We start from the raw sequence: 15,183 nt of genomic DNA, 5'->3' as shown, positions 1-15,183 counted from the left end.
GCCCATATTCACACCGGCGTGAGCTTGGCCACCGACAGCGCAAGCCACTTCACGCCATGGCGCGCGAACTTGACCTGCGCGCGCGCGTCGTCGCCGCTGCCTTCGAGCGACAGCACCGTGCCTTCGCCGAACTTGTTGTGGAACACCTGCATGCCCGAGCGCAGGCCATGCGAGGGCGCGGCCTTCTGCGGCGGCACCGGCGGGCTCGCGAAGCTGTCCTTGCCGCCGCCGTAGCCACCGCCGCCGCTGTAACTGCCCCCACCGCCGCGCGTGCTCGCATAGCCGCCGCCATAGCCGAAGGCCGAGGGCGTGAAGGCCTGGTTCTTCGGCGTGAGCCACTTGAGCGCGCCTTCGGGCAGCTCCTCGAAGAAGCGGCTCTTCACGTTGTAGCGCGTCTGGCCGTGCAGCATGCGCGTCTGCGAATGGCTCAGGTACAGGCGCTTGCGCGCGCGCGTGATCGCCACGTACATCAGGCGGCGCTCTTCCTCGAGGCTCTCGAAATCGCTCATCGAGTTCTCGTGCGGGAACAGCCCCTCTTCCATGCCGGTGATGAACACGCAGTCGAACTCCAGGCCCTTGGCGGCGTGAACGGTCATGAGCTGCACCGCGTCCTGCCCGGCCTGCGCCTGGTTGTCGCCCGACTCGAGCGCCGCATGCGTGAGGAACGCGGCCAGCGGGCTCAGCGTTTCGCCGGTCTCGGCGTCGGGCGCGAGCGGCTCGTCGATGACGGGCCGGTTCGGGTCCAGGCCCTGGCTCGCGGGCGACTGGCGCAGTTCGTCGATGGGCAGCGCCACCGCATCGCGGCCGAAGCCTTCCTGCGTGACGAAGCTCTCGGCCGCGTTCACCAGTTCTTCCAGATTCTCGATGCGGTCGGCGCCTTCGCGGTCGGCCTTGTAGTGTTCGACGAGGCCGCTGTGGTCGAGCACCAGTTCGATGATCTCGCGCAGGCTCGCGCCCTGCGTCTGCTCGCGCAGCACGTCGATCTTGGCCACGAAGGCCGTGAGGTTCGAGCCCGCCTTGCCGCCGACGGCATGCACCGCGTCGTGCAGCGAGCGGCCCGCCGTGCGCGCCGCGTCCTGCAAGGCTTCGAGCGTGCGCGCACCGATGCCGCGCGGCGGAAAGTTGACGACGCGCAGGAAGCTGGTGTCATCGTCCTTGTTCTCGAGCAGGCGCAGGTAGGCCAGCGCGTGCTTGATTTCGGCCCGCTCGAAGAAGCGCAGGCCGCCATACACGCGGTACGGCACCGAGGCGTTGAAGAGCGCCGTTTCGATCACCCGGCTCTGCGCATTGCTGCGGTAGAGCACGGCCATTTCCTTGCGGTCGAAGCCGTCGCGCACGAGCTGGCGCATTTCCTCGACCATCCACTGCGCCTCGGCCAGGTCGGTGGGCGACTCGTACACGCGCACCGGCTCGCCCGGGCCCTGGTCGGTGCGCAGGTTCTTGCCCAGGCGCTTCTTGTTGTGGCTGATGAGCTCGTTGGCCGAGTCGAGGATGTTGCTGTAGCTGCGGTAGTTCTGCTCCAGCTTGATCTGGTGGCGCACATCGAACTCGCGCACGAAGTCGGCCATGTTGCCCACGCGCGCGCCGCGAAAGGCGTAGATGCTCTGGTCGTCGTCGCCCACGGCAATCACGCTGTTGTTCTCGCCCGGCACGAACTGGCCTCCTGCCGCGGTGCTGCCCGCGAGCATCTTGATCCACGCGTACTGCAGGCGGTTGGTGTCCTGGAACTCGTCGATCAGGATGTGGCGGAAGCGCCGCTGGTAGTGCTCGCGCACCGCGTCGTTGTCGCGCAGCAGTTCGTAGCTGCGCAGCATGAGCTCGCCGAAGTCGACCACGCCTTCGCGCTGGCACTGCTCTTCGTAGAGCTGGTAGAGCTCGACCTTCTTGCGGTCGTCCTCGGTGCGAACCTCGACGTCCTTCGGACGCAGGCCGTCTTCCTTGGCGCCGGCAATGAACCACTGGGTCTGCTTGGCCGGAAAGCGCTCGTCGTCGACGTTGAACTGCTTCATGAGCCGCTTGATGGCCGAGAGCTGGTCCTGCGTGTCGAGGATCTGGAAGGTGGAAGGCAGGTTGGCCAGCTTCCAGTGCGCGCGCAAGAGCCGGTTGCACAGGCCGTGGAAGGTGCCGATCCACATGCCGCGCACGTTGACGGGCAGCATTGCCGTGAGCCGCGTCATCATTTCCTTGGCGGCCTTGTTGGTGAAGGTCACGGCCAGGATGCCGCCGGCGGAAACCTGGCCGGTCTGCAGCAGCCAGGCGATGCGGGTGGTCAGCACCCGCGTCTTGCCCGAGCCGGCGCCGGCAAGGATCAGGGCATTGCCCGCAGGCAGGGTGACCGCGGCGCGCTGCTCCGGGTTGAGGTTGGCGAGCAGGGGCGAATCGGCCGCTGGGAGTTGGGGTGCGCCGGCAGTGGCGTCGTACGAGCCGAAAAGAGACATCCCGGCATTGTAGGAAGCCGGGACGTCCCGAGGCAGCGGCGGGGTTGCCCGCGCCCTTTTTACTTCACGAGTTTCAGCGTGCCCTTCATGATCGACGAATGGCCGGGGAAGGAGCAGAAGAAGGTGTAGCTGTCAGTCGCGCCCAGCTTGGCGACCGGAAAGGTCACGCTGTCGCTTTCGCCGCCGCCGATGACCTTGGTGTGCGCCACGACGCGCGCGTCGCCGGCCTTCACATAATTTTGCGGCAGGCCCGCAGCGATGCCGTCGGCGGCGACCGCCTGCACGTCGGCCGTCTTGGCAAGCACCCAGTTGTGGCCCATGGCCTGCTTCGGCAGCTTGCCGACGTGCTTGAGCTTGACGGTGAATTCCTTGCAGCTCCTGCTCACCTCGACGGCAGGCTTGTTGAACTGCATGGCGTCGTTGCTTTCGATCTCGACGCTGCAGTCGGCAGCAAAGGCGGTGGAAGAAGCGAGCACCAGGACGGCGATGGCAGCGAGGCGGTGACGAAGCATGGGAACGATCTCCGGGAAAAACAAGAAAAACGAAAGGCGGTGCACGGCGTGCTGCGGTGGCCGCATTGTCGAGCGCGGCCGCCGCACGGCACTGATCTGCATCAAGTGGCGCCGCCGCATGCTGCACTTCGCCGCGGCAGCGCGGCCGGGCAGACCGGCCGGCGAATAAGGTCTATACGAAAGCGCGGAGGAAGGCGGGACACCACCTCCCTATAATCAATCACCGGGCCCAAGTTTCTTGTCGCCCGGTTTTTTTGTGCCTGCATGGCGCCAATGACCGGGCCGGGACCAAGCGCCCACGCCGCCGAAATCGTTCGGCGGCGCACCTTTCACAGGAAGCTTGGTTTCTCATGCAAATCTTCGATTACGACAACATCCTCCTGCTGCCGCGCAAGTGCCGCGTGGAAAGCCGCTCGGAGTGCGACGCCAGCGTGACGCTCGGCGCACGCAGCTTCCGCCTGCCGGTGGTGCCGGCCAACATGAAGACGGTGGTGGACGAGCCGATCTGCCTGTGGCTGGCGCAGAACAGCTACTTCTACGTGATGCACCGCTTCGACCTGGACAACGTCAAGTTCGTCAAGCGGATGCACGGCAAGGGCGTGTTCGCCTCGATCTCGCTGGGCGTGAAGAAGCCCGACTACGACACGGTCGACCAGCTGGCGGCCGAGGGCCTGGTGCCCGAATACATCACCATCGACATCGCGCACGGCCATGCCGACAGCGTGAAGAACATGATCGGCTACCTGAAGCAGAAGCTGCCGGGCTCCTTCGTGATTGCCGGCAACATCGGCACGCCCGAAGCCGTGATCGACCTGGAAAACTGGGGCGCCGACGCCACCAAGGTCGGCATCGGCCCCGGCAAGGTCTGCATCACCAAGCTCAAGACCGGTTTCGGCACCGGCGGCTGGCAGCTCAGCGCGCTCAAGTGGTGTGCGCGCGTGGCAACCAAGCCGATCATCGCGGACGGCGGCATTCGCGACCATGGCGACATTGCCAAGAGCGTGCGCTTCGGCGCCTCGATGGTGATGATCGGCTCGCTCTTCGCGGGGCACGAGGAGTCGCCGGGCCGGACGGTGGAGGTCGACGGCGCGCTCTTCAAGGAGTACTACGGCTCCGCCAGCGACTTCAACAAGGGCGAATACAAGCACGTCGAGGGCAAGCGCATTCTCGAGCCCATCAAGGGCAAGCTGGCCGATACGCTGATCGAGATGGAGCAGGACGTGCAGAGCTCCATCAGCTACGCGGGCGGCCGCGCGCTGATGGACATCCGCAAGGTCAACTACGTCACGCTCGGCGGCGACAACGCGGGCGAGCACCTGCTGATGTAGGCCCCGGCCGGGTCAGGCCTCCAGCAGCTGCACCGCATCGCGATGCAGCCTGTGGGCCGGGTCCGCCAGCGCATCGACGATGCTGAAGTGGTTCAGCCCCGGCAGCGATTCGCACACAGGCACGGCGTTGCGGCCCCACGCATCGCGGATCAGCGCGTTGTGGCGGATGAACTCCTCGCTTTCGTCGCCGCCCACCAGCGCATGCAGCTGGCCGCGCGCGGGGGCCGGCCACAGCGCCGGGCTCGCGCGCAGCGCATCCGTATCGGTGAGCTTCAGGACCTTTTCCAGGAAGGGCGTGCGCTGCAGCGGGCGAAGGTCGTAGAGGCCCGAGATCGACAGCGCATTGCGCACCAGCTGCGCCGGCAGGTCGGGCGACAGTGCCTTCCAGTTGCAGGCCAGCAGCGCGGCCGCCATGTGGCCGCCGGCCGAGTGCCCGGCCACGGTGATGCGCGAGGGGTCGGCGCCGAAGCTCGCGGCATTGCGCCAGGTCCACTCGAGCGCGCGCACCATCTGCATGAGGATGCCCGGCACGGTGACGGCTTCCTCCGCCGTTCCGGGACACAGCGCGTAGTTGGGCATCATCACGCACACGCCGCGGTCGTTGAACGCGGGCGCAATGAACGAATGGTCCCGCTTGTCCATTGCGCGCCAGTAGCCGCCGTGAATGAACACCAGCACCGGCGCGCCGGGCACGGGTGCGGGAAAGATGTCGAGCGTCTCGTTCACGCCTTGGCCGTAGGGCACGTCGATCCGCCCGGGCAGGGTCTCGCGCACGGCTTGCGAGTCTCGGGCCCAGCGGGTGAAGTACGCCGGGTGGTCCTTCACGCGCGCAAGATTGTTGTACATGCCTTCCAGCCAGGCGGGTTCGTACGAGGCCATGCGGGTTGTGCTTTCCTTCTTTTTTCGAAGCGCGCATCTTGGCACGCGGGCCATGCGTTCCCGGGCGCGTTCTGGTTAAAATCCGGCTTGCGTTGGGGGGGTAGCTCAGCTGGGAGAGCGCCGCGTTCGCAATGCGGAGGTCGTGAGTTCGATCCTCATCCTCTCCACCATCCCATCAGAAGGGCTCGGATTTTTCCGAGCCCTTTTTCTTTGCCTGGCCACTGGGCACTCCCTTGAGCACCGATACATCTGCTGGCTGGCGGCCGCAATTTGCATCATTCGGTAACAAAAGTACACATTGCAAACGGGGTTAACCGAAAAGTATTGCTTTCGACTACAAAAGTAGTAATGTGAAATCCTCGCACTTATTAATTTTGGCGCAAAAGTGAACCAAGGTGTTACGTCGCAAGGCTTCCTTCCCAGGGGCATGGGCGCCTCGCCGTGGTTGGCTGGCAGGGCATGAACCGTCCCATGCACTTGAAAAACCGCCATGCAAGCCCACTCCATCGACCCCGATTACGGGACCGACTCCAGCCTCACCGCCGATGCGCTCATGGTGTCGCGGATGCGGCTGGTGCTGGCGGTATCGGCGCTGCTGGCGGTTGCGGTTGACCTTCGCGACCCGCAACAACGGGTAGGCAGCGTCGTCTGGCTCACGTTTTCCTGCTACGCGCTCTACAGCCTCGGCGTGTACATCTGCACACGAAAGGGCCAGCCCTACTTCCAGGGCAAGGCCATCCACTGGTTCGACGTGCTGTGGTTCACGCTGATCGTCTTCGCAACCGGCGGCATCGGCAGCCTTTACTTCCTCTTCTACTTCTTTGCCATCCTCACGTCGTCCTTCCGCTGGGGATACGAGGAAGGCGCCCGGGTAACCATGGCCTCGGTAGCCTCGTTTGCCATCTGCGGCCTGGGAACGAGCCTCGCAAGCGACACGCCGCAGCTGCTGATGCGCACCACCTTCCTGCTGGCGCTGGGGCACATGATCGGGCACTGGGGCGGATCGAAGGTCGAACTGCGGCGGCGCCTTTCGCTGCTGAGCCAGGTGAGCCGGCTGTCGAATCCCCGGTTCGGCGTGGCCCGCACCATCGCCAGCACCATGGAGAAGACGCTGGCCTTCTACAAGGCAAGCCACTGCATTCTGCTGACGCGCGACACGGCAACCAGCAGCTGGGTCATGCGCACGCTCCGGCAAAGCCATGCGGGCGAGGCAGTCGACGTCGAGACGATCGACCAGGCCTTCGAACTGCCGCTGATGGCGCTGAACCCCGGGCACATCGTGCTGCGCAATCGCCTGCCCTGGCCGCTGAGCCGGCTGTGCGTGCAGGGCCATGCCTTCGACCTTCGCCTGCGCCACTGGTACGCACAGGACGAGCCCGGCCTGCGGCGCAGCGCCGCGGTCACCGCCATGCTGGAGGCGCGCTCCTTCATCAGCGCACCGCTCCCGATGCGCCAGGGAGAGGGCCGCATCTATGTGTCGTCCAGCGAGGGGCTGTTCCGCAAATCGGACGCGCTGTTCCTGGCGCACATGATGGGCCAGGTCTTTCCGGTGATCGAGACGATCGGGGTGCTCGACCGGATGGCGTCGGAGGCCGCCTCGAAGGAGCGCCTGAAGATCTCGCTGGACCTGCACGACACCGCGATCCAGCCCTACATCGGCCTGAAGCTGGGGCTGAGCGCGCTGCGCAAGAAGGCAGGCGCCGACAACCCGCTGGTCGAGGACCTGGACAAGCTGGCCAGCATGGCCGATGGCGTGGTGGCCGACCTGCGCCACTATGCGGGCATCGTCAAGCATGGCGGCGAAACCCACTGCGAGTTCATTCTTCCGCACCTGCACCGCCAGGCCGCGCGCATCAAGACGCTCTACGGCATCGACATGGAGATCCTGGTCGATGGCGATGTCCACCTGGACGACCGCATGACGGCCGAAGTGCTCCAGCTGGTGCGTGAAGGGCTGAACAACATTTGCAAGCACACCCATGCGCACCGCGGCCGCATCCACATCGGATGCACGGACGGCGGGCTGCAGATCCGGATCGAGAACGAATCCTGCGGCATGGATTTCTCGAGCTTCCGCCCACGTTCCATCAGCGAACGCGCAGCCGCCCTCGGCGGAAGCGCGCAGGTCGGCCAGGGCGCGGGCGGCGCCACGGCCGTACTGATCGAAATACCCATCTAGGAAGGCGAAGGTGTCAAGATGCAAGCCACAACAACACACCCCATCGGCGTCATGCTCGTAGACGACCACCAGACCATGCTGTGGGGCCTGTCGAAGCTGATCGACGGCGAGCAGCCGCGCATGAAGGTCGTCGCCACCGCCAACTGCTTCGAGCAGGCGCTGGAACAGACCGAGCACGTGGTGCCCGATGTCATCCTCCTCGATCTGGACCTGGGGGGCCGATGCTCCCTCGACATTCTTCCCAAGCTGCTGTCGAACGACGTCTCGCGCGCGCTCATCCTCACGGCGGAACGCAAGCAGCAGACGCTGGACCTTGCCGTGCTGCGCGGCGCCAGGGGCGTGCTCTGCAAGGACGCTTCGGCCGAAGAGGTGCTCGATGCGATCGCGCGCGTGCACAAGGGCGAGCTGTGCATCGACGCGCAGGCCATGGGCCGCGTGTTCTCCGAGCTGACCGCGCCGAAGAAGCCGGCGAAGGCCGATCCCGAAGCGGCCAGGATCGCGAGCCTGACGCAGAAGGAGCGGCAGATCATCCGCGCCGTGGTGGAAGGCAGCGGCGCTGCGAACAAGACGCTCGCCTCGCGGCTGTTCGTGACCGAGCACACCTTCCGCAATCACCTCACGTCGATCTACCAGAAGCTCGACGTGGCCAACCGGCTCGAGCTGTACATCTACGCCATCAAGCACCAGCTCGACGCCGCGCCCCATTGAGCGCGGCGGCCGGGCTCAGTGCCCACCGCCGAGCATGGGCCCGATGACGCGGATCATGCGGATGATCGCCGGCATGAGGACAACCATCGAAACGCACGGAAAGATGCACAGCACCAGCGGCAGCAGCATCTTGGTCGGCACCTTGGCGGCCAACTCTTCCGCGCGAACCTGGCGCTTGTGGCGCAGGTCTTCCGAGAACACGCGCAGCGATTCGCCGATGCTGGTGCCGAACCGGTCGGCCTGCGTCAGCATGGTGGCGAAGGTTCCGATTTCTTCCACGCCGCTGCGAAGTGCAAGGTTGTGCAGCGACTTCTCACGCGTGCCGCCGGCGCGCATCTCGAGATTGGTCCAGTGCAGCTCCTGCGCCAGGGCCTCGCTCTTGACGCGGATCTCCTCGGTGACCTTGACCAGCGCGGCATCGAGCCCGAGGCCCGCCTCGACGCACACCAGCATCAGGTCGGCGGCATCGGGGAAGTTCTCGAAGATCTCGCGCTGGCGCCCCTTGATCACCATGTGCAGGACGATGTTGGGCAGGTAGCAGCCGAAGAGCGCGGCCACGGCCAGCCACAGCAGGGTGGTGAGCCCGTTGTCCGCCCCTGCCGCGCGCATCGCCACAAAGGCCAGGCCGGCAAAGCCGAGCGGCAGCAGCGTCTTCAGGCCGAAGTAGAAGAGGCTCGCATCCGGGTGGCGGACGCCCGCGTTCAGGAATTTCAATCGCAGCGGCGAGGTCTCGCCTTCGCCCGTAGGCGATGACAGCTGGGCGAAGGGTCCGACGATCTTGACGGCGGTTTCGGTCCAGGCCGACTTGCCCGACGAAGGCGCCACCGCCCGAAGGCGCTGCTCGGTGCGCGTGGGTAGCATCCAGACCACGAATCCGCCAATGGCAAGGGACACGGTCACGAAAACGAGAATGGGAAGCAGCATGGCGTTTCTCCTTCAGACACGGATCTTCACGATCTTGCGCATGATCAGCACGCCGACCACCATCAGGGCCAGCATGTACTTGACGACCGTGATGCCGATCGGATCGGTCCACAGTGGCGACATGAACGCCGGGTTGAAGGCGTTCATGAGCGCGGCCAGCGCAAAGGGCATCAGTCCGAGGATCCAGGCCGACAGGCGCCCTTCCGCCGACAGCACCCGCACCCGCGCCAGCAGCTTGAGCCGGTCGCGGATGAGCCGGCTCAGGTTGCCGAGCACCTCTGTCAGGTTGCCGCCGGAATCGCGCTGGATCAGCACCGACACCACGAAATAGCGCATGTCGGTGAGCGGCACGCGCTCGCTCATGTTCGTGAGCGCCTGCTGCAGCGAGACGCCGAAACCGACCTCGTCGGCCACCATGCGGAACTCGCCCGCGATCGGCTCGGACATTTCCTCGCCGATCATCTGCACGCTGCTCGCGAACGAATGGCCCGCGCGCAGGGCGCGCGTGACCAGGTCCAACGCGTCCGGCAGTTGCCTTTCAAGGTGCGCCAGGCGGCGGCTGCGCCTGTGGTTCAGGTAGAGCAGCGGCACCGCCGCACCGGCGGCGCCCACCAGCATCGCAATCCATGCGGGCTGGTTCGCGAGCGACGCCATCGCAAAGAAAACAAGCGCGCCGGACAGCGCGCAGGCCAGCAGCACGTGGGAGACCGTCCACTCCAGCCCGGCCTGGAGAATGAAGCGATCCAGGCTGTGGGCCCGCGGAAGCTTCAAGAGAACGCGCTGCATCCACGGTGCCTCGCTGAGCACGCGGTCCTTCACGAGCCGCGCCTGCGCGATGCGGTCGGTGGCCGCCGACAGCGCCTGCAGCCGCTTGCCGATCTTCTGCACCCCGGGGCCCCTGTAGGAACGCCACAGCATGTACAGGCCTTCGATCACCATCAGCACCGTCACGAAGACCAGCACGGACAGTGTGATGAGCGTGTCGCCAACCAGGTTGTCGAACATGATGGTCTCCTATTCGTAGTGCTTGTCGGGATCGAACATGGTGTCGGGCAGCACCACGCCGAAGGAGTGCAGGCGCTCGACGAATTTCGGCCGCACGCCGGTGGCATGGAAATACCCGCGCACCCGGCCGTCGGGGCCCATGCCGGTCTGGCGGAACGCGAAGATCTCCTGCATCGTGACCACCTCGCCTTCCATGCCGGTGATCTCCTGGATGCTGGTGACCTTGCGCCGCCCGTCGACCATGCGCAGGACCTGGATCACGACCGTGATGGCCGATGCAATCTGCTGGCGCACCGAGTGATGCGGCAGGTTCAGATTGGCCATGCTGATCATGTTCTCCAGCCGCGCCAGGGCATCGCGCGGACTGTTGGCGTGGATGGTGGTCAGCGAGCCTTCGTGGCCGGTGTTCATGGCCTGCAGCATGTCGACGGCCTCGGCCCCGCGCACCTCGCCGATCACGATGCGGTCGGGCCGCATGCGCAGCGCATTGCGCACCAGTGCACGTTGCGTGATCTCGCCCTTGCCTTCGATGTTCATCGGCCGGGTTTCCATGCGGGCCACATGCGGCTGCTGCAATTGAAGTTCGGCCGCGTCCTCGATGGTGATGATGCGTTCGGTGGCGGGAATGAAGCCCGAGAGAATGTTCAGCAGCGTCGTCTTGCCGGCGCCGGTGCCGCCGGAGATCAGCATGTTGATCTTCGCGCTGGCCAGCCCTTCGAGCATCAGCCCCATCTGCGGCGTGAGCGTCTTGAGGTCGTTCACCAGGTTTTCCATCTTCAGCGGGATCTTCGCGAAGCGGCGAATCGACATCATCGGACCGTCCAGCGCCACCGGTGCGACCACCGCATTGACACGCGATCCGTCCGGCAGCCGGGCATCGACCATCGGGCTCGATTCGTCGATGCGCCGCCCTACCAGCGAGACGATCTTGTCGATGATGCGCAGCAGGTGTTTCTCGTCGGTGAAGCTCACGTCCGTCAACTCCAGCCGGCCCTTGCGCTCGACATAGATCTGGTCGTGCGAGTTGACCAGGATGTCCGACACCGTGGGGTCGGCCATCAACAGCTCGATCGGTCCGAAGCCGAGCATCTCGTGCTGGATGTCGCGGATCAGCGTGCGCCGTTCGATGTCGTTCAGCGCCTCGGGCTCTTCCTGCAGCAGCCGCGCGACCATGGTGGAGATCTCATGGCGCAGCACCTCGGGCTTCAGGGTTTCGAGCACCGCGAGGTCGAAACGGTCCAGCAGTTTCAGGTGCATTCGCTCCTTCAGGAGCTTGTAGGTATCCGAGGCAAAGGACGAAAGCGCCCCATCGGCCACGGGCAACGCCGGCGGGCGGGCGACCGGCGCGGCTTCGATCGCATTGAGCTGTTCTCTGAATGACATGTGGACCTGCCTTGCTGTTGGAGAAAGAAGATTCGTGGGCGCGCAATTCGGGAGTCAGGCGCGGCGAAAGAGTCGGCCGATGAAGCCTGGCGCTTCCTTCGGGCGTGGACTGAGCGTGTGGGAGATCTCCTCGAGCCGCTTGCAGAGCGTGCTGCCCCGGGACATTTCCGCCAGCGGCACGCCGCGGTTGATCGAGGCGTCCACGTCCTTGCCGCCATCGGGCACGCTGACCAGCGTGGCTCCGCCCAGCGAACGGCGCATGTCGGACAAGCCGATCTCCGTGCCACCGGCGCTGCGGTTGACCAACAGCTCGACCTTGCCGGCCGGATAGCCGAGCGACTTGAACACCTGCACGAGGCGCGTCACGTTGCGGATGTGCGGCAGGCTGGGCTGGAGCACCGGAAAGATCCGGTCGGCGCGGTCCATGACACGTATGGCGAGCGGATCGATACGCAAGCCCAGGTCGAACAGCACGAAGTCGTACTGCGCCGCGGCCACCTGCAGGATGGCATCGATGTGCTCGGCCTTGACCTCCAGGGCGCGCGAAAGGTCCTCCGGTGCGGCCAGAATGCTGAAGCCCGGCGCCACCTTCACCACGCTTGCGGCGAGCAGCGAGGCATCGAGCCGGCCGATGTCGCGCGCCACGTCGGCCACCGTGGAAGTCGGCCGCAGGTCGCTCACATAGGAAAGCGCATCGCCGAACTGCAGGTTCAGGTCGATCAGCAGCACCGAGCGCCGCATCGAGAGCTGATGCCCGATGTTGGTCGCGAGGAAGGTGGCACCGCTGCCCCCCTTGCAGGGCATGAACGCGACGACCTGGCCCGGCTCACGCGCTTGCGTGCCGGCCATCTTTACTGCAATGCGCTCCACGGTCGCCTCGAGCGCCGCCGGCTCGGGCGGTGAAGGCAGCACTTCGCGCACGCCCGAACGCATGGCAAGAATCAGGAACTCGGGCGTCTGCATCGCGCACAGCAGCACCACCGCGATCGAGGGATTGCGCATCGTGAGCTGCTCCACCATCGCCACCTCATGGGGGTCGCAGCACATGCCGTCCACCAGCAGCAACTCAGGCGTCGATTGCTCAACCACCCACTGCATGCGGCTCTTGCCTCCTTCGAACACCGAGACCGCGTGGGAGCGGGCCTCCAGCACCTTGCGCATGTCCTGCAGGTGGGCGGGATTGGGGGAGATGATGGAGATTTTCATGATGATGTAGCTCGGAGTTAAGTGCAGATCAGGAGCAGACGGCGCTGCTGTTCGGGTCTTGGCCCATGATTTCGCGCGGCAGATAGGTGGAAAAACTCGGCATCGGGATCGGGGCATGCGTTCCGAATCCAATGGGCGAGATCCACTGGTAGTCGAGATCGAGGATGCGGACATTCACGCCGCTGCAATTGGCGGCGGTACAGGTCGCACTGACGCTGCCGTCCGCGTCGTACCAGTCGATGCCGACGTTGGCTGCCGTCAATTGCGGCAGGAACTTCTGCATGTTGGAAAGCACGACGGTGGCATCTCGGTCGCACACGACGGCTGCGCGAGCGCCCCAGCGCGTCGCTTCGGCAGCTGCATTCCACGTCCACAACATGCGTGCGAAATCCAAGATGCCCAGCAGGAAGGTCAGGAAGAGCATCAGGACCAGCGCGAACTCCACCGCGGTCGCACCGGTCTGCCGTGTTCGATTCATGATTGACCTCGCATGGTGGCGCTGATATCCCCGAACGGGATGTCTCCATTCGCATCGCCGAAGGTGAGCCCGAACGCCCCGGTGATGAGCGGGCGGAACTTGTATCCCGTGACCTTGATGGTCACGGTATTGATGGCCGGGCCGCTGCCCTTGAACTGCCAGGTCGGATCGGGAACGTGAGAAATTTCGAGGCCCAGGACCAATGGCGAGACGCCACCGGCCGGGTTGCCAAAGACCACCAGGTTCTTGGCGGTCGTGATCTTGGCGGGATCCGTGGTTGCGATCGACGGATCCTGGGTGGACAGATAGCGGGAGGCGTCTCGCAGCGATTTCGCGATGGTGTTGTACTGGTACAGCGCCCGCCCGAACTCGGTCGTGATGAACGTCAGGATGAGCAGCAATGGAAGGATCAGGGCAAATTCGACCAGGGCCACGCCGTTCTGCTTCTTCTTCATGACATCTCTCCTACTGCACGAGCGTAGGGACCTTGGGGCCGCTCGTGCCGCCGGCCAGACCTGCGGTCGCACATGGACTGCCGACGGACTCCGCATCGCCGATGAACTCGAGCCACATCTTCGACTTCTTCCCGCTCGCGTTCTTCTCCAGCGGATGCAGCATCAGCATGCAGGCAAAGCCCTTGAGCGTGATCGATGGGCAATCGACCACGGCGGTTGTGACCACGCGTCGATTGGCGCCCTTGGTGTAGTCGGTGGAACTGAAATTTCCCTGGGTCTTGAGGTTCTTGGTGTCGGGATTCTTGTTGTCCCCTTCGTAGGGCGCGAATGCGTTGCGCTTGGCGGTAAATCCGTTCGGTCCGGGGTCGTCATACCGGCCTGGGTTGGTGGCGGCAGCGCTGTCGGCATACCAGGCGTATCCGGTCTGATCGGGAATGGCAGTCGTGGCCTCGAGGCTGCCCTGATAGATGCCGAAGCGGGTATTCCAGGCTGCGACGGCGCCATTGGTCTTGCCCGCCTTGCCGACATCCGTATCGATGCCGGGAAGGCCGCATTGCCCGCTGCTCGTCAGAAGATCCTTGATCTCGCGTGCCCCGCCGCCGCTTCCGGTGAAATCCACCCAGTGGAACTGACCGGATTCCACATCGTCGTTCTCGTTGGTCACGCCCTCGATCCATTCGCCTCGTGTAAACCCCCAAGGTGTTGCTGCAGATCTTTGACAGACACCGACAGGAACCATGCAATTGGTCTGTGACGGCGCCCGCGTGGCAACGGCGACCGCGGCGACGCTCTGCGATGCCGCGTACGTGCCGTTTCCACTGAACGCGCTCAGCGCATGAAGAATCCACGGTGCGATGCCCGACTTCGTGTGCACGCACTTGGCATACCGGGCATTCGCGACCGGCGTGAAGGTATGGCTGTAGCTACCGATCAGCGAGTCGCTGAACACGATGTTGGTCTCGGCGATGCCGGTCGCCGCGCCTTGAAAATTGATCTTGTTGAGATCGGCTGCGGTCTTGCCTGCACTGGTGGCACGGGTCAACGCATCGGGGGCGCCGTCGAGTTCCTGCGCGGCAGACAGGGCACAACTGTCCAGGGCGGTCTGCAACTCCGTTTTCACGATGAAGAGACGGCCGAAATCCAGGGCGATTCCCATGAACCCAAGCAGGAAGAGAAGAACGAGTGCCACGGTCACGATCACGGCACCTTCCTGCTTTTTGCGACTGCCTGTCCTGTACATGGAAGACCTCATTTCTTGGGATGAATCGATGAAGCAGTGATCGCATTCGAGGCAAGTGGGCTTGAGTCCAGGAAGGGCCCAGGCGCCACTGCCACGTTTTCTCAAGTGGGAGCTGATACCCGCATCACCCTGCGCAGGTAACCATGTCGCCCGAGAGGCAGGCGGCCACGCGTTCAATGAAGGTTGTGAAGTAACCCCCGGTGGTCAGGCCCTGCAGTGCAATGACGAGGGCAATTGACACGACTGCGATGATGAGCGCGTACTCGATGACTTGCGCACCGTCCTCTTCCTTGGCGAACGAGGACATGAAATTGCCGGCACGGATAAAAAGTTGGTTCATTTTTTCACCTTTGAAATTGCAGTAAGAAAACAAAAAATCTTGCGTTGGCTTTTGGGTTGATTGACTTCTATCTTTGTGAGGCAACTCCTTTCTGTTCGAATTCAAGAA

At 64.5% G+C, this 15,183-nt stretch carries 15 protein-coding genes and 1 tRNA gene; 5 read left to right on the top strand and 11 right to left on the bottom strand.

Features of this window, described 5'->3' with window-relative positions:
- Positions 1-8: 8 nt before the first annotated feature.
- Positions 9-2,438 (bottom strand): UvrD-helicase domain-containing protein, encoded by a 2,430-nt coding sequence (locus RZE77_RS07610; protein ID WP_319441334.1) that lies wholly within the window; start codon positions 2,436-2,438, stop codon positions 9-11.
- Positions 2,439-2,497: 59 nt separating this feature from the next.
- Positions 2,498-2,950 (bottom strand): azurin, encoded by a 453-nt coding sequence (gene azu, locus RZE77_RS07605; RefSeq protein ID WP_319441333.1) that lies wholly within the window; start codon positions 2,948-2,950, stop codon positions 2,498-2,500.
- Between azu and RZE77_RS07600 the strand changes: the two genes are divergently transcribed.
- Together RZE77_RS07600 and RZE77_RS07595 are read left to right on the top strand one after the other, a co-directional pair.
- Positions 2,949-3,119 carry a hypothetical protein gene (locus RZE77_RS07600; protein ID WP_319441332.1) on the top strand — a complete coding sequence of 57 codons (171 nt, stop codon included), beginning with the start codon at positions 2,949-2,951 and terminating at the stop codon, positions 3,117-3,119. The two genes, azu and RZE77_RS07600, sit on opposite strands and share 2 nt — an antisense overlap.
- 181 nt (positions 3,120-3,300) lie before the next feature.
- Positions 3,301-4,278, top strand: a complete 978-nt coding sequence (locus RZE77_RS07595) for a GMP reductase (protein ID WP_319441331.1) — start codon at positions 3,301-3,303, stop codon at positions 4,276-4,278.
- 12 nt (positions 4,279-4,290) lie between these two features.
- Here the strand turns inward: RZE77_RS07595 and RZE77_RS07590 are convergent, their stop codons facing one another.
- On the bottom strand, positions 4,291-5,157 hold the full coding sequence (locus RZE77_RS07590; RefSeq protein ID WP_319441330.1) for an alpha/beta hydrolase: 867 nt from the start codon (positions 5,155-5,157) through the stop codon (positions 4,291-4,293).
- A gap of 94 nt (positions 5,158-5,251) precedes the next feature.
- Here RZE77_RS07590 and RZE77_RS07585 point away from each other — a divergent pair.
- The 3 genes from RZE77_RS07585 to RZE77_RS07575 all read left to right on the top strand — a co-directional run bounded on the left by RZE77_RS07585 (position 5,252) and on the right by RZE77_RS07575 (position 8,044).
- Positions 5,252-5,327: transfer RNA gene (locus tag RZE77_RS07585), tRNA-Ala, on the top strand.
- A 320-nt stretch (positions 5,328-5,647) separates the two neighbouring features.
- Positions 5,648-7,336 carry a sensor histidine kinase gene (locus RZE77_RS07580; protein WP_319441329.1) on the top strand — a complete coding sequence of 563 codons (1,689 nt, stop codon included), beginning with the start codon at positions 5,648-5,650 and terminating at the stop codon, positions 7,334-7,336.
- Between the two features lie 51 nt (positions 7,337-7,387).
- Complete coding sequence (locus tag RZE77_RS07575) at positions 7,388-8,044, top strand: response regulator transcription factor (RefSeq protein ID WP_319441328.1); 657 nt, start codon at positions 7,388-7,390, stop codon at positions 8,042-8,044.
- 15 nt (positions 8,045-8,059) lie between these two features.
- Here the strand turns inward: RZE77_RS07575 and RZE77_RS07570 are convergent, their stop codons facing one another.
- The 8 genes from RZE77_RS07570 to RZE77_RS07535 all read right to left on the bottom strand — a co-directional run bounded on the left by RZE77_RS07570 (position 8,060) and on the right by RZE77_RS07535 (position 15,075).
- Positions 8,060-8,968 (bottom strand): type II secretion system F family protein, encoded by a 909-nt coding sequence (locus RZE77_RS07570; protein ID WP_319441327.1) that lies wholly within the window; start codon positions 8,966-8,968, stop codon positions 8,060-8,062.
- A gap of 12 nt (positions 8,969-8,980) precedes the next feature.
- Complete coding sequence (locus tag RZE77_RS07565; RefSeq protein ID WP_319441326.1) at positions 8,981-9,973, bottom strand: type II secretion system F family protein; 993 nt, start codon at positions 9,971-9,973, stop codon at positions 8,981-8,983.
- A gap of 9 nt (positions 9,974-9,982) precedes the next feature.
- A complete protein-coding gene (locus RZE77_RS07560; RefSeq protein WP_124957031.1) occupies positions 9,983-11,356 on the bottom strand; it encodes a TadA family conjugal transfer-associated ATPase in 1,374 nt (457 codons plus the stop codon).
- Between the two features lie 54 nt (positions 11,357-11,410).
- Positions 11,411-12,562, bottom strand: coding sequence for a CpaE/TadZ family protein (locus RZE77_RS07555; protein WP_319441325.1), 1,152 nt, complete (start codon positions 12,560-12,562; stop codon positions 11,411-11,413).
- Positions 12,563-12,590: 28 nt separating this feature from the next.
- The gene (locus RZE77_RS07550; RefSeq protein ID WP_319441324.1) at positions 12,591-13,040 is read right to left on the bottom strand and encodes a TadE/TadG family type IV pilus assembly protein; all 450 of its coding nucleotides are present in this window, start codon (positions 13,038-13,040) and stop codon (positions 12,591-12,593) included.
- On the bottom strand, positions 13,037-13,495 hold the full coding sequence (locus RZE77_RS07545) for a TadE/TadG family type IV pilus assembly protein (RefSeq protein WP_319441323.1): 459 nt from the start codon (positions 13,493-13,495) through the stop codon (positions 13,037-13,039). The genes RZE77_RS07550 and RZE77_RS07545 overlap by 4 nt, the downstream gene beginning before the upstream one ends.
- A gap of 10 nt (positions 13,496-13,505) precedes the next feature.
- Positions 13,506-14,696, bottom strand: coding sequence for a pilus assembly protein TadG-related protein (locus tag RZE77_RS07540; RefSeq protein WP_319441322.1), 1,191 nt, complete (start codon positions 14,694-14,696; stop codon positions 13,506-13,508).
- Between the two features lie 163 nt (positions 14,697-14,859).
- A complete protein-coding gene (locus RZE77_RS07535) occupies positions 14,860-15,075 on the bottom strand; it encodes a Flp family type IVb pilin (RefSeq protein WP_124957041.1) in 216 nt (71 codons plus the stop codon).
- Positions 15,076-15,183 lie beyond the last annotated feature (108 nt).

The sequence above is a fragment of the Variovorax sp. SPNA7 genome (assembly GCF_033807855.1).
In the GTDB taxonomy this organism is placed as follows: Bacteria; Pseudomonadota; Gammaproteobacteria; order Burkholderiales; family Burkholderiaceae_C; genus Variovorax; species Variovorax beijingensis.
Note: the sequence above shows the minus strand (reverse complement) of the source record. Positions and strands in the feature narration are given on the sequence as shown.